A 13,098-nucleotide genomic window follows, 5' to 3' on the forward strand; every position below is an offset into this window, starting at 1 on the left:
CATGCCGCTCGTCGAAGTGACCCTCGCCGAAGGTCGGTCCGCCGATCAGGTTCGCGCCATGATGCGCGAAGTGCACGAAGCAGTGCTGCGCACCGTCAATACCAAGTCCGAGCACATCCGCGTCATCGTCCGCGAGGTGCCCCGAACGCACTGGGCCACAGGTGATCTCACCTTGTCCGAAATGGACGCCCAGAATTCCGCCAGCCAACAAGTCAGGGAGCAGTGATGAGATTCTCGCTATTCGCCCACATGGAGCGGTGGGACGACCAAGTCAGCCACCGTGAGCTCTTCGAGAACCTCGCGGAGCTCGCGCTGATGGCCGAGGCCGGCGGCTTCGGCACCATCTGGATCGGCGAGCACCACAGCATGGAGTACACGATCTCACCCAACCCCATGCCGCTGCTCGCCTACCTGGCCGGGAAGACCACCACCATCAGGCTCGGCGCGGGCACCATCATCGCGCCGTTCTGGAACCCCATCCGCGCCGCCGGTGAGTGTGCCCTGCTCGACGTCATCAGCAACGGACGCGCCGAAATCGGATTGGCCCGGGGCGCATACCAATTCGAGTTCGACCGGATGGCAGGTGGGCTGCCCGCGACCGACGGTGGGAAGCACCTCCGTGAGCTGGTTCCCGCGGTGCGCAAACTGTGGCAGGGCGACTACGCCCACGACGGCGAGATCTGGCAGTTCCCCACCTCGACCAGCGTGCCGAAGCCGATCCAGGAGCCGACGCCACCCATGTGGGTCGCCGCCCGCGACCCCGACTCGCACGACTTCGCGGTCAAGTCCGGCTGCAACGTGATGGTGACGCCGCTGATGAAGGGTGACGGGGAAGTCGCCGACCTCAAGCGCAAGTTCGACACGGCGGTAGCCGACCACCCCGAGGTGCCCCGGCCCGAGATCATGGTGCTGCGCCACACCCACGTGCACGCCGCCGAGGACCCCGACGGCTGGCGTCCCGCCGCCGAGGGAATCTCGAAGTTCTACCGCACGTTCGACGCATGGTTCGGCAACAAGTCGACGCCCGTGGACGGGTTCCTCGACCCCAGTCCCGAATCCAAGTTCGAGGGTCGGCCCGAGTTCGAGCTGGAGTCCCTGCACCGCACCGCGATGATCGGCACACCGGACCAAGTCATCGAGCGGCTCCGCTACTACCAGCAGCTCGGCATCGACGAGTTCAGCTTCTGGTGCGACAACAGCCTGTCGCACGAGGAGAAGCGCCGGTCACTCGAATTGTTCATCAAGGAAGTCGTCCCGGCGTTCCAGTGACCGCCGCACCCACCTCAGGAGTAGCCATGCCCGTACGCATTTCGGCGGTCGACCTTCGTGACGCCGCCCGAAAGTCCTCGGCGATCCGCGCCCAAGCCCATGAGCGCGGCGAAGCGGCACCGGAGGTGTTCCTCGACGTCGAGGTGCACATCGACCGCGACGCCAAGGCGGCGTTGCGCGCGCTGGGGGACCACGAGCGGGAGTCGGTGCGCTACGTCGGCACGCCGCGCGGCCTCGCCGGACTGATCTCCGACGTGCAACGGCTCGGGATCGCCGACGGCGTGATTCTGCTGACCCGGTCGGAGCACCAGGTTGCCGACTTGATGCTCGACGAATTGGCGCCGGGCCTCAAGGCGTCCTGAGCGGCCGCAGCGGGCCAACGGTCACCCCGTCGGCGTCAGATCCGCGCCGGGCCTCCTGGTCGACGCCTTGGCGTGCTTCTCGGTCCCGGTCGGCCCTGGTGTCACGGACGAATCCGGTAACGGAGACCGCCGCGGCCCATTTTCCGGGATGTCGGCGGCTTCGGTTACTTTCCAACCCTTTTCGGATATCGTTCAGGTTGAATGAGAGTTCACGACGGAACTCGTCGCGGTACGGGCAGTCCCTCGACGATTCTGCGGTACTCGGCCACGATGTCGTCGACGATGTCGGCTGCAGGCTGTACTCGGTCGATTAGGCCCGCGGACTGACCCGCTTCGATCTTGCCGCCGTCGACGTCCCCATCGAACGCGGCCATCTTCAATGACGCCGCGTTGAACACGCCACGGCGTTCTTCGATCGAGCTGCCCTTAGCCTCCAGGATCTCCATGCGGTCGGTGAAGTCATTGCGCAAAGCCCGAATCACGCCCAGTTCGGTTCCGACGGTGCGGGTGTCGGACACGCCGGCGTCGACGACGGCCTGACGATAGGAGGGGTGGACGTTCGACTCGTCACTGGCGATGAACCGTGTGCCGAACTGTGCGGCATCGGCGCCCAGGGTGAGCGCCGCCGCGAGACCCGCACCGTCGACGAAGCCACCAGAGGCGATGATCGGGAAATCTGGAAGCGCCTTTCTGACGGCGCGCAGCATCACCAGACTGGACACGAGTTGTGGCGGTGGGTGGCCGCCGGCTTCCCCGCCGACGACGATCAGTCCGTCCACACCGGACGCCTGGGCCTTCTCGGCGTGCTCGACGCTGGCGACGACGTGAATGCATTTCGAGCCGACGCCGTGCATGCGCTCGACGTACCGTCGGGGGCCGCCCTGTGAACCGATGAACACCGGGACGGCGCGTTTCGCGAGGGTGTCGAGCACGTCGTCGGCGTTCGGGCGCGACAGCGGAAGGTTCACCGCGTACGGACCCCGTGCGTCGTCAGCCAACTCGTCCAGAGCACGGTCGAGGTCCGCGGGGCGCATCGGCCCGGCCGCGAGGCTGCCCAGCCCACCGGCGTTGGTCACCGAAAGGGGCAGAGCAGAACTCGACGATGCCCAGGACATCGCGGCCTGTACGACGGGCACCCGGATGCCGAGCAACTGAGTGATTCTCGTGGCGATCTCCACCGTCGGGGTGCTCATCGGCTGCTGCCGGAGAGGTGATCGTTCGCGACCCGGGCGGCTGCCGTCTTTTGCACCTTGCCGCTTGCGGTCATCCCGATTTCCTCGAAGTCGTCGACGAACATGACGTGCCGGGGAACCTTGAATCCCGCCATCATGTTCTTGGACCATGCGATGACGGTTTGCTCGTCCAATTCGGCGCCGTTGCCCACGGCGACGAATGCGAAAGGCACTTCGACGAGTCGCTCGTCCGCCACGCCGACGACGACGGCCTGCTTGATGTCTGGGTGTGAGTGCAGTACATCCTCCACCTCGGCGGGCGAGACGTTTTCGCCCCCGACGCGGATGATCTCCTTGGCGCGTCCGACGAATCGCAACCGCCCGTCGGCGTCGAGGACGCCTAGGTCACCGGTATGCAGCCAGCCGTCGACGTCCAACGCGGCGGCCGTCTGCTCCGGCATCGCGTAGTAGCCCCGCATGACATTCCAGCCGGACACCAAGATCTCACCGACCATGCCTGCGGGGCAGTCGCCGCCATCCGGGTCCACGATGCGGACGCGTACTCCGGGCTCGGGGGCCATCCACCCACCGACCCTCAGCTCTCGGGGCTCCCACCAAGCGGATTGGGCGACATTTGGGGCGGCCTCGGACAGCCCATAGCCGACGACTGCCTCGGTGGCTCCGAGGTCGTCGATGACACGCGCGACGATGGCGGGGGAGGCGGCCAGCCACGCCCCGCGCAGGTTGAGTCGACGCGCCGAGAGGGACGGGTGTCCGAGCAACATCAACGCCATCGTGTCGTTGCCCGAAAAGTGGGTGCAGCTCTCGACTTCCATTTGAGTCAGGGCCGCGCCGGGCTCGAATCTGTCCATGGTGATCAGGGTCGCCGCATGCTGCAGCGAGGACAGCAACGACAACGTCGTGCCCGCGACGTGGAAGAACGGGCGGGCGCTGTGATAGCGGTCGCCGACACGCAACCCCATCCGGCCGCCGGAGAAGAACGCGTCCGCGCAGAGGCTGCGATGGGTCAGCAGCACGCCCTTCGGAAACGCGGTGGTGCCGGAGGTGTACTGGATGAGCGCCACGTCGTCCGGTGAAGCACCTCGAGGGGAGGTCCGTGCCGACCCTGCCTGAAGGAAGTCGGCGAAGCCTTCCGCCGCCGCTGGTATGTCGTCGCCGAGTACCACGATTCGCTCGAGGTCCGGCAGTGCGCCCTCGCGCGCGTTGCCGCAGCGGTCGTCCATGGCAGGAAGGACCTGCCGCAGCATGGCGATGAAGTCGACCTTGAGGAACTTGTCGGCGACGAAGAGCATCCGTGACTTGGACTGCCGCAGAACATATTCGAGCTCGGCTGCCTGGAATCTGGTGTTGACCGGCACCGCCACGGCGCCGATCGACGTGATGGCCAAGAACAAAGTGGCCCATGGGATCCCGTTGCCCAGGCAGATGGCGACGTGGTCGCCCTTGTCCACGCCCGATGCGAGTAGCGCACCGGCGGTTTCGTCGACGGCCGTTCGCAACTCGTCGAAGGTGATCCGTGAGTCACCCGTGACGAGCGCCTCGTTGGTTGGAACGATTGCGCTGGCCCGGTCCAGGGCCAACCCAGTTGTCAGGGGGCACAACCCATCGAGCATCATGCCGGCTGCCCCGAGGTGTCGATCGCAGTGGAGCTCTCGCCGTCGGGCGATTCTCCGCTGGCGAACCGGGCCACGCCGGCGCGCCAGCCGCCGACGGCGAGGTTCTGTTCGATGGCAGCCATCTCGATGCGGATTCCCATCTCGAGTGTGGTCTCTTCGCCCAAGTCTACGGATCTCTTGGTCAGCGCCATGGCGTCCGGCGGGGCCTTGGCGATGGCGGCTGCCATGGCGATTCCCGCGGCGAGCAACTCGGCGGCCGGGACTACCCTAACGACGAGGCCCAGGCGATTCGCCTCCTCGGCGGACAGTGCGCGATTGGTGTAGAGGAGTTCCTTGGCTCGGCGTTTGCCGATCACCCGTTGGAGCCGCTGGGTGGCGCCCACGGTTCCCCAGTGCGCCTCGGGAAACCGGAATGACGCGTCGGCTGCAGCGAGGGCGAAGTCGGCGGCCATGGTGATCTCGCCACCCGAACCGACGACGGCGCCATGTACCAGTGCCACAACGGGTTTGGCGCACCGCTCGATTGCCTCGTAGGCCGCGAACGAGGCAATCCTGCGGCGCCGCACCCATGCGCTGTCGCGGCCCACACGTTCCTTGAGGTCGGCTCCTGCGCAAAACGACGACCCGGCGCCGGCGATCAGCACGGCGCGTATTGCGTCGTCGGAATCGATGTCTTCGAACACTTCGCGCAAGGCGAGGCAGAGCTCGAGGTTGACGGCGTTGCGTGCCTCAGGCCGGTTGAGGGTCACGGTGGCGACTCCGTCGTCGACCGAGACGGTCACGACGCCCGCGGCGATGGTGTTGGTCATCGTTCACACAACTTTCTGACGCCGGAGCTCGGCGATGCGGTCAGCGGTCAGGCCCAGTTCCGTGGCTAGGATGTGCTCGGTGTCGGCGCCGAGCAGTGGGGCGGGTAGCACGTCGGGATCATCCCACCCGTTGAGGCGCAACGGATTCCGCAGTGCTCGAACGTCGCCCTCGGTGGGATGCTTGAAACTCTGCACCATGTGTCGTGCCTGGGCGTGAGGATCCTCGAGGGCCTCGCGAACACTGCGAACCCGGCCGGCCGGGACTCCGACGTCCTTCAGTGTCGCGACGACGTCGTCGGCATTCCTGGTGGCAATCGCGACGGCTAGCTCGGTCATGATGCGATCACGCTGCCGGATGCGCCCGGCGTTGGAGGACAGTGCAGGGTCGGAGCCCAATTCGGGGAGGGCCAGGCTGGCGCACAGCGGAGCCCAGTGCTGGTCGCTGCAGCTGATGTGGAGGTAGTGGCCGTCGGCAGCCTTGAAGGCTGCCGACGGGACCCGTCCGGGATGTTCGGTGCCCGTCCGTTGGGGCTCTTCGTCAAGGGCGAAGATGCGTGCAGCAGTCAATGCGTGCAAACTGAGCTGCACGTCCATCATGGAAACATCGACGTAGCAACCGGTTCCATGGAGAGCCTTGCCCATCAGACCGGTAAGCACTGCGATGACGACCCAGAGTCCACTGGTGAGGTCCGACACGGGGATTCCAGCCTTGGCGGGGGGACCGTCGGGATGGCCGGTCATCGCCATGATTCCTGATAGCGCCTGAAAGATGGTGTCGTAGCCCTTTTCTCGCCGATCGGGACCGGTCTGACCGAAGCCGGTCGTCGACACGTAGACGAGGTCAGCTCGATCGGCACTGAGCCGGTCGTATCCCAGCCCGAGACCATTTATCACGCCCGGAAGGAAGTTCTCGATTACCACGTCCGCGCCGGTCACGAGATCACGTGCGATCTGTTGACCGTCCTCGGTCTTCAAGTCGAGAGTGATCGACTCCTTGCCCCTGTTGAACGCGAAGAAGTAGCCGCTTTCCCCGCTGGGGTAGCGCGGCTCGAACTGCCTGGTTTCGTCGCCGGTTCGTGGTCGCTCCACCTTGATGATGCGGGCCCCGAGTTCGGCGAGGACCTGCGTGGCCGACGGGGCGGCCAGCACTCGGGAGAAGTCGACGACGGTGATGCCGGCCAACGGTTTCACGTCGCCTCCCGGAATCCGCGCATCAAGGTGTTGACGTCGCGCCCGGTCCGCATCGCGGCCTCCCACGGGAGGTCCGCGACCCGGTAGAAGAGGTCCTTGACGGCGCCGATCGCGCGTGGATTCAGCGCTGCCCACCCGCTTGCGATCTCGATGCCGCGTGGCAGCGCGGCGGCCGTTCCGCAGACTTCGTTGACCAGCCCGTGGTCCAGGCATTCCTCGGCGTCCAGAAATCGGCCCGTCGAGATCATCTCGAAGGCGAGCTTGCGGCCGAGGTGACGCTGTAAGCCGGTCATGACGAGGGCGGGCACGATGGAGTGCTTGACCTCGGGGTAGCCGAACTTGAGGTCGTCGGCCGCGATCACCATGTCGCACGCCAGCGCCAGACCGGCTCCGCCGCCAACGGCAGCGCCTTGGACCACTGCGACAATCGGTTTCGACAGCTGCTGCGGCAGCATCTGGGTCTGAGCGGTCAGCTCCGCGCGCCGAGCGACGAGGTCTCCGTTCTCCGGTGTGAGCGTGCCGAATTCGGCCAGGTCCGCGCCCGCGCAGAAGGCGCGTCCGGCACCGGCCAGCACTACGGATCGCACTCCCGGGTCCGCGTCGGCCGACAGGAGGGCGTCCCGCAGTGCAGACGTGAGTGCGGTGTTGAGCGCGTTGAGTTTGTCGGGTCGATGCAGCGTGATCACCCTGACGGCGCCGAGGTCCTCGGTCAGCAAGACCTTTGGGGTCTGTGGATCGCGTGCGTCCGACGGCGACGGGCGGGCTGGGTCAGACATGGCTGACCTCGTGCGTCGCCGCCGCGATCGTGGAGTAACCGGCCCGTGCGACCATGCTGTGCAGTGGTCTGTCGAGCGCGGTTTCGGCGAGCTTGGAGGCGACCATCAGAGCGTCGAGGTCGATGCCGGTATCGAGACCCATGGCCTCGACCAAGTTGACCAAGTCTTCGGTGCAGACGTTGCCGGTGAGGCCCTGACCGTACTGAATGTCGGCGGGATGGCCGCCTACTCCGCCCAGCGCGCTGTCGAAGTGACGGATACCCGCGTCGAGCGCCGCGACGACGTTCGCCAGTCCGGTTCCCCTCGTGTTGTGAAAATGCGCGATGATCGGCAGATCCGGGTTCTCCCGCTGCAACCGGGAGAACAGCGACCGCACCGAAGGCGGGGTTGCCAGGCCGGTGGTGTCTCCGATTGACACGTAGTCCGCTCCGAGTTCAACGAGTCGGGCCACGTCGGCAGCGACCGAACCCGGATCGACGGCGCCTTCGAACGGGCATCCGAAGGCGACGGACACGACGCCGACGAGAGTGAAGCGGCCTTGCGCCAACGCGATCATCTCGGCGATCTTCGACCACTGGTCGGCACGGGAAGCGTTCAAATTTCGTCGACTGTGGGAGTCCGACGCGGAGAGCAGCAGGCTGATTTCGTCCGGCCCGATGCCAGCGTCGTCGTCGTGGACGGCCCTGAGAACGGCCTGCGGGTTGGGACAGGTGTTCTTGTAGGACACCCCCGTGCGCCTGGTGAGCCCCGCCATCACGGTGCTGACGTCGGCCAGGGCCGGTACCCGACGGGGATTGGAATAGCTGCTGGCCTCGATTCGCACGAAACCCGCGTCGACGACGGCGTCCAGTACGGCCAGCTTCGTGGCGGTGGGCACGAAGACGGGTTCATGCTGAAGGCCGTCGCGTGCGAAGCACTCGCATAACGTCAAGGTGTCGTTCAAGGTAATCCCTTTCAGGTGAATCGCGCCGCAAAAACGTTGCGTCGATCAACAGGCAAGTCTTTCTGCAGTGCCGATAATCAGCCATACTGGTGAAAATATGATTGCACACAGATGTTGACAAAATCAACAGCTGGCCGACACAATTAGGTGTCGGAATTCTCAACCTCAAGCAAAGGAGGGCCATCGTGCCCACGCTCGTCGGTCCCGTCACCACCGGTACGTCCTCTGCGATCGCCACCGTCCTCATCGACGGTTCATGGGAGACGGGCGCTGCAGTCTCGGCGGTGAAGAATCCCGCGACGGGTGAGGTCATCGGTTTCGCGACCGATGCGGGACCCGACGACGCCCGGCGGGCATTGGACGCTGCCGCGGCTGCGTTTCCGGCATGGCGCGACACGGCGGTGGAGGTGCGGGCGACGATCTTGCGGACGGCCGCGGCGCGGATCCGCGAGGAGTTGGAGCCGCTCAGCGAGCTGATGACCCGCGAGAACGGCAAGCCGATCGCCGAGTCGCGGGGCGAGATCGCCAACTGTGCTCGCATTCTCGAGTGGAGCGGCGAAGAGGCGCGGCGAGCCTACGGCCGGGTGTTGCCGCCGGCCGCCCATGGTCCGTCGATGGTGCTGACGGCCCCGGTCGGTCCGACGCTGGCCATCTCGCCATGGAACTTTCCCGGCAGCATGTTCGTACGGAAGCTGGCGCTGTCCCTGGCGGCGGGCTGCACCGTGGTGGCGAAGCCCGCCGACCTCACCCCGTTGATCGCGGTGGCGCTGACCAGAATCATCGCCGATGCCGGTCTGCCCAACGGTGCGCTCAACCTGATCACGACCACGAGACCGGGCGAGGTCACGGCGCCGCTGCTGGCAGATCCTCGCCTACGCAAGATCAGCTTCACCGGATCCACCCGGGTCGGATTGACACTGGCGGGTCCGCACGGTGGCCGATTGAGCAGAGTCTCGCTCGAGCTCGGCGGTCACTCACCGGCGATCGTGCTCGGGGATGCCGATCTCTCGGTCGCTGCGGCGGGAATCGTCGCTGCGAAGTTTGCCAACGCCGGCCAGAGTTGCACGGCGATCAACCGGGTCTACGCCCCGCGGGAATCCGTCGCCGAACTCACCGCCGAGATCGTTGCCCGGGTCGCAAAACTGCGACTCGGCAACGGCCTGGACCCCGAGACGTCGGTGGGACCCTTGATCAACGAGGCCGCACTGGAAAAGACGCAGCGCCACGTCGACGACGCCGTAAAGCGGGGTGCCACGGTGCATGTCGGGGGAGGGGTGTGGCAGTCCGATGACGCCACCCTGACCGGTAATTTCTTCGAGCCCACCGTGTTGACCGACGTTCCATCCGATGCGGCGATCAGCTGCGAAGAGACTTTTGGTCCGGTGCTGCCGATCTTCGCCTACGACGAGCGTGACGACGCCATCGCCGCTGCCAACGGATTGGAATTCGGGTTGGCGGCGTACGTTTTCGGCCGGGATCTCCAAACCGTGTGGCGCACGTTCGAGGCGCTGGATTTCGGCGTAATCGGCGTCAACGATCCGTTCCCCGTGCGGCCGGAACTTCCCTTCGGCGGCACCAAGAACAGCGGCCAGGAGCGTGAGGGTGGCAGTGAGGGCATCTCCGCCTACCTGGAGACCAAATCCGTGTCGATCCGCTTCGCCTAGTTCACTTCCGTTTTACCTCGCGCATTCGAAAGGCTGGCCAATGACCTTGCAGGACAACATCTCCGAGACCCAGAGCCGCGCTGTGGCGCTTGCCGAACTGGACAAGGCGCTCATCATTCATCCGCACACCACGATCGGTTCGCCCGCTGAGCCGCTGATCATCAGCAGGGGTCGTGGCGCATTGCTCTGGGACGTCGACGGGCGCGAGTACGTCGACGGAACGGGCGGGTTGTGGCAGTGCCCGGTCGGCCACGGTCGTCCCGAGCTTGCCGACGCCGCAGCCGAACAGATTCGGACGCTCGAGTTCTACTCGTCGTTCGGCGACTATTCGAACGAACCGTCCATCGCGCTCGCCGAGAAGCTGCTGTCGATCGCGCCGGCGTCGATGCGCAAGGTGTTCTTCACCAACGGCGGTTCCGAGGGCATCGAAACGGCGATCAAGCTCGTCCGTCTGGCCAACCACCACGCCGGAAACCCCGAGCGCACCGTCATTCTCGCCCGTCAAGGGGGATACCACGGCATGGGTGGCGCATCGCTGGCGGTAACCGGGATGGAGCGGCTGACGCACGGTTACGGACCGCTGGTGCCCGACGTCGAATGGCTTTCCAAGCCACATGCGCTCGAGCATGGCGTCGATGCCACCGACATTCTCATCGAGGAACTCGAACGGCGGATCAACGAGATCGGCGCCCACCGGATAGCGGCGATGATCGGTGAGCCGATCCTGGGTGTCGGGGGGATGGTCCCGCCGCCGGAGGGATATTGGGCACGCGTGCAGGACGTCCTGCGTCGGCACGACATCTTGCTGATCGCCGACGAGATCGTGACCGCGTTCGGGCGCACGGGCCGATGGTTCGCCAGTGAGTACTACGGGATCGATCCCGACGTGATCGTCACCGCAAAGGGCCTGTCCAGCGGGTACGTTCCGATGGGTGCCGTACTGGTCGGACAGCGGCTGCTGGACCTGGCAACAGGTGCACTCTTCCTTCACGGATTCACCTACAACGGGCATCCCGTCGGCGCTGCCGTCGCACTGGAGAACCTTGCGATCATCGAACGCGAGGACCTCATCGCTCGGGGCGTGCAGGTTGGCCGCACCCTCTTCGACGCGCTCAAGCCGCTGGAGGAGCTGGAGCACGTGCTGGAGGTGCGAGGGGTGGGAACCCTCATCGGCATCCAGTTGGCCACCGACGACACCTCGGCCGTGCAGTACGGTGCGCGAGCCAACGGCGTCATCGTGCGAGCGTCCGGCAGCAACGTCGTACTCTCGCCCCCACTCGTGATCACCGACGGGGAGCTGCAACGTCTTGTGACCGTACTCAGTGATCAGATCCGGCTGGCCGGACGCCCACCCGCGCTGTGAGGCGCGCCTACGACGGGCCGGAGCTCCTCACCGAGTTCCGGCCCATTGTTGCGTCATTCAACTGCGGCGACAAGGTCGCCCGCGGCTAGTCTGTTGATTTAGTCAATAGGTTGAGACTGTTTGGCGACGACTTCCTCCTCCTCCATGAAGAAGGCCAGGCGGGTCAGGGTGTCCAATGCGCGTGCCAATGCGACCTGGTCGCGGCTGCCAAGGTGCTGCCGTATCCGCCGGTCGCGCTCATTGGCCAGGCTCAAGAGCTTGTCGTACATCTGTTGCCCGTCGGGGCTGAGGCTCAGTTCGGTCGTGCGACCGGGGCCGTAATCCCGATTGATCAGCCCCCGTTCGACCAAGCCCTTCACGACCCTGCTCATCTGCGCCTTGTCCAGTGCGGATCGCCGTGCCAGCTTGTTCAACGTGAGGGATTTACGTTCGCCGAGAAGTGCCAGGACTCGCCACTCGCCCAGGCTCACGTCACATTCACGGCGGTAGGTCAGTCCCGCGCTCCGGGAGAGCGAATTCGCGACCCGAGACAGGCGGTAGGACACGAGATCGCTGATCGTCACCGCGTCGTCGGTGGGTAGAGCGTTGGCGCCGCCCGATTTGGTGGATCGTGGCACCTGGGTCTCGTCGTCGTCGTGGCCCGGGTCGGCAGTATCCGTCACGTTCTGATCATAGGAGTCTTCACCCACATTCGGTGATGATCTTCGCATTGTTAAATCTCCGATTTCTTTCCCTCTAGGTGTAGACATAATCAACACCTTGGGGGCAGAATGTGATCCAGAGCTTGACCTGCGTCACACCTTCCGCCGGCCTTGATGTCAAGGCCAGTCCCCAACCACTGATTGAGGCATCATGGCCCGCAACAAAGTACTCGCCGCGCTCGCACTCGTGTCGGCAAACGTCGTACTCCTGACGGGTTGCGCAGTGAGCGACACCGATTCTGCTGGCGGGGGATCCGAAAGCGGATCGATAACGTTCGCCGGCACCGGGGGCGCGACACAGGACTGGCAGGCGAAGACCTGGCAGCAGCCGTTCACCGCCGCCACTCAGGTCGGTTTCGTCAACGACGCCCTCGACGAGGCGAAGCTCAAGGCGATGGTCGACGCACGCAACGTCTCGTGGGACGTGGTGGACCTCAGCTCCGGGCCGACTTACCAGTACTGTGGCAAGTACTTGGAGAAGCTCGACTTCTCGGTAGTCGACAAGTCGCTGTATCCCGCCAACACCGTGAACGACTGCGGCGTACCGGCGTTCTACTACACCCAGATGTTCCTGTACAACACAAAGCAATTCGGGTCGCGCCCGCCGACGAGTGCCGCCGACTTCTTCGACACCAAGACCTACCCCGGCAAGCGGATGGTGCCGCCGGAGCTCAGTGTCGGAATCCTCGAGTTCGCACTACTGGCCGACGGTGTGCCCAAGGACAAGCTCTACCCGTTGGACGTCGACCGGGCGCTGGCCAAGTTGGACACCGTGAAGGGCGATCTGGTCTTCGCCGAAACCTACGGGCAGATGCAGCAGGCGCTGGTCGGGGAGCAGGTGGCAATGGCGTTGTCGCTGACCTCACGCACGGTGCTGTCGATTCGCGAGGGTGCTCCGTACGACGTGGTCTGGGACGACGTCATCGTCAACTGGGACACCCTTGCCGTGCCGAAGGGAGCGCCGAACGTGGCCGACACCATGAAGTTCATCGCCTCGGTCCAGAAGCCAACCCCGCAGACCGAATTCGCCAGCCTCGCCTCGGTGATACCGACCGACACCAGCGTGACGCCCAAGTATGACGCCGTTCAGCAGCGGCTCGATCCCTTTGCGGCGCAGCACAAGAACTCACTGGTCTACTCCGACATGGAATGGTGGGGTCAGAACCTCGACGCGGTGACCGCGAAGTTCACCGCCTGGAAGGTCGGCTGAG

Annotated in this window: 13 protein-coding genes; 6 read left to right on the top strand and 7 right to left on the bottom strand. The window is 65.3% G+C overall.

Annotated features, from left to right (window positions below; all coding sequences use genetic code 11):
- Nucleotide 1: 1 nt before the first annotated feature.
- Genes B1790_RS05480 through B1790_RS05490 form a run of 3 tightly spaced genes read left to right on the top strand, consistent with a single transcriptional unit; the run spans nt 2 to nt 1,631 of the window.
- Nucleotides 2-226, top strand: coding sequence for a tautomerase family protein (locus B1790_RS05480; protein WP_079922204.1), 225 nt, complete (start codon nt 2-4; stop codon nt 224-226).
- Nucleotides 226-1,269, top strand: a complete 1,044-nt coding sequence (locus tag B1790_RS05485; protein ID WP_079922338.1) for an LLM class flavin-dependent oxidoreductase — start codon at nt 226-228, stop codon at nt 1,267-1,269. The genes B1790_RS05480 and B1790_RS05485 overlap by 1 nt, the downstream gene beginning before the upstream one ends.
- A 26-nt stretch (nt 1,270-1,295) precedes the next feature.
- Nucleotides 1,296-1,631: a hypothetical protein gene (locus tag B1790_RS05490; RefSeq protein ID WP_142271050.1), complete on the top strand. Its 336-nt coding sequence runs from the start codon at nt 1,296-1,298 to the stop codon at nt 1,629-1,631.
- A gap of 209 nt (nt 1,632-1,840) precedes the next feature.
- Here the strand turns inward: B1790_RS05490 and B1790_RS05495 are convergent, their stop codons facing one another.
- From B1790_RS05495 to B1790_RS05520, 6 genes are read right to left on the bottom strand one after another with little or no spacing between them, the layout of a single operon-like run.
- Nucleotides 1,841-2,824, bottom strand: a complete 984-nt coding sequence (locus tag B1790_RS05495) for a nitronate monooxygenase family protein (RefSeq protein WP_079922206.1) — start codon at nt 2,822-2,824, stop codon at nt 1,841-1,843.
- On the bottom strand, nt 2,821-4,440 hold the full coding sequence (locus B1790_RS05500; protein ID WP_079922207.1) for an AMP-binding protein: 1,620 nt from the start codon (nt 4,438-4,440) through the stop codon (nt 2,821-2,823). Before B1790_RS05500 ends, B1790_RS05495 begins: the two co-directional genes overlap by 4 nt.
- The gene (locus B1790_RS05505) at nt 4,437-5,249 is read right to left on the bottom strand and encodes an enoyl-CoA hydratase/isomerase family protein (protein WP_079922208.1); all 813 of its coding nucleotides are present in this window, start codon (nt 5,247-5,249) and stop codon (nt 4,437-4,439) included. Before B1790_RS05505 ends, B1790_RS05500 begins: the two co-directional genes overlap by 4 nt.
- A 3-nt stretch (nt 5,250-5,252) precedes the next feature.
- Nucleotides 5,253-6,440, bottom strand: coding sequence for a CaiB/BaiF CoA-transferase family protein (locus tag B1790_RS05510; RefSeq protein WP_079922209.1), 1,188 nt, complete (start codon nt 6,438-6,440; stop codon nt 5,253-5,255).
- Complete coding sequence (locus B1790_RS05515; RefSeq protein ID WP_079922210.1) at nt 6,437-7,216, bottom strand: enoyl-CoA hydratase/isomerase family protein; 780 nt, start codon at nt 7,214-7,216, stop codon at nt 6,437-6,439. The genes B1790_RS05510 and B1790_RS05515 overlap by 4 nt, the downstream gene beginning before the upstream one ends.
- Entirely contained in the window at nt 7,209-8,159 is a 951-nt protein-coding gene (locus B1790_RS05520; RefSeq protein WP_079922211.1) for a hydroxymethylglutaryl-CoA lyase, read from the bottom strand. The genes B1790_RS05515 and B1790_RS05520 overlap by 8 nt, the downstream gene beginning before the upstream one ends.
- A 185-nt stretch (nt 8,160-8,344) precedes the next feature.
- On the opposite strand from B1790_RS05520, the gene B1790_RS05525 reads away from it, so the two are divergent.
- Both B1790_RS05525 and B1790_RS05530 read left to right on the top strand, forming a co-directional pair.
- A complete protein-coding gene (locus B1790_RS05525) occupies nt 8,345-9,823 on the top strand; it encodes an NAD-dependent succinate-semialdehyde dehydrogenase (RefSeq protein WP_079922212.1) in 1,479 nt (492 codons plus the stop codon).
- Between the two features lie 40 nt (nt 9,824-9,863).
- On the top strand, nt 9,864-11,186 hold the full coding sequence (locus B1790_RS05530; RefSeq protein ID WP_079922213.1) for an aspartate aminotransferase family protein: 1,323 nt from the start codon (nt 9,864-9,866) through the stop codon (nt 11,184-11,186).
- A 98-nt stretch (nt 11,187-11,284) separates the two neighbouring features.
- Here B1790_RS05530 and B1790_RS05535 read toward each other — a convergent pair whose 3' ends face one another.
- The gene (locus B1790_RS05535; protein WP_198951920.1) at nt 11,285-11,875 is read right to left on the bottom strand and encodes a MarR family winged helix-turn-helix transcriptional regulator; all 591 of its coding nucleotides are present in this window, start codon (nt 11,873-11,875) and stop codon (nt 11,285-11,287) included.
- 163 nt (nt 11,876-12,038) lie between these two features.
- Between B1790_RS05535 and B1790_RS05540 the strand changes: the two genes are divergently transcribed.
- A complete protein-coding gene (locus B1790_RS05540; RefSeq protein WP_079922215.1) occupies nt 12,039-13,097 on the top strand; it encodes an extracellular solute-binding protein in 1,059 nt (352 codons plus the stop codon).
- Nucleotide 13,098: the final 1 nt, after the last annotated feature.

Source organism: Mycobacterium sp. AT1, from assembly GCF_002043095.1.
GTDB lineage: Bacteria > Actinomycetota > Actinomycetes > Mycobacteriales > Mycobacteriaceae > Mycobacterium.

What these genes read in the sequence shown, in the direction of transcription:
- B1790_RS05485 (WP_079922338.1), top strand. Translation starts at nt 226, where the DNA reads ATGAGATTCTCGCTATTCGCCCACATGGAGCGGTGGGACGACCAAGTC.
- B1790_RS05540 (WP_079922215.1), top strand. Translation starts at nt 12,039, where the DNA reads ATGGCCCGCAACAAAGTACTCGCCGCGCTCGCACTCGTGTCGGCAAAC.
- B1790_RS05500 (WP_079922207.1), bottom strand. Translation starts at nt 4,440, where the DNA reads ATGATGCTCGATGGGTTGTGCCCCCTGACAACTGGGTTGGCCCTGGAC.
- B1790_RS05490 (WP_142271050.1), top strand. Translation starts at nt 1,296, where the DNA reads ATGCCCGTACGCATTTCGGCGGTCGACCTTCGTGACGCCGCCCGAAAG.
- B1790_RS05515 (WP_079922210.1), bottom strand. Translation starts at nt 7,216, where the DNA reads ATGTCTGACCCAGCCCGCCCGTCGCCGTCGGACGCACGCGATCCACAG.
- B1790_RS05505 (WP_079922208.1), bottom strand. Translation starts at nt 5,249, where the DNA reads ATGACCAACACCATCGCCGCGGGCGTCGTGACCGTCTCGGTCGACGAC.
- B1790_RS05480 (WP_079922204.1), top strand. Translation starts at nt 2, where the DNA reads ATGCCGCTCGTCGAAGTGACCCTCGCCGAAGGTCGGTCCGCCGATCAG.
- B1790_RS05495 (WP_079922206.1), bottom strand. Translation starts at nt 2,824, where the DNA reads ATGAGCACCCCGACGGTGGAGATCGCCACGAGAATCACTCAGTTGCTC.
- B1790_RS05530 (WP_079922213.1), top strand. Translation starts at nt 9,864, where the DNA reads ATGACCTTGCAGGACAACATCTCCGAGACCCAGAGCCGCGCTGTGGCG.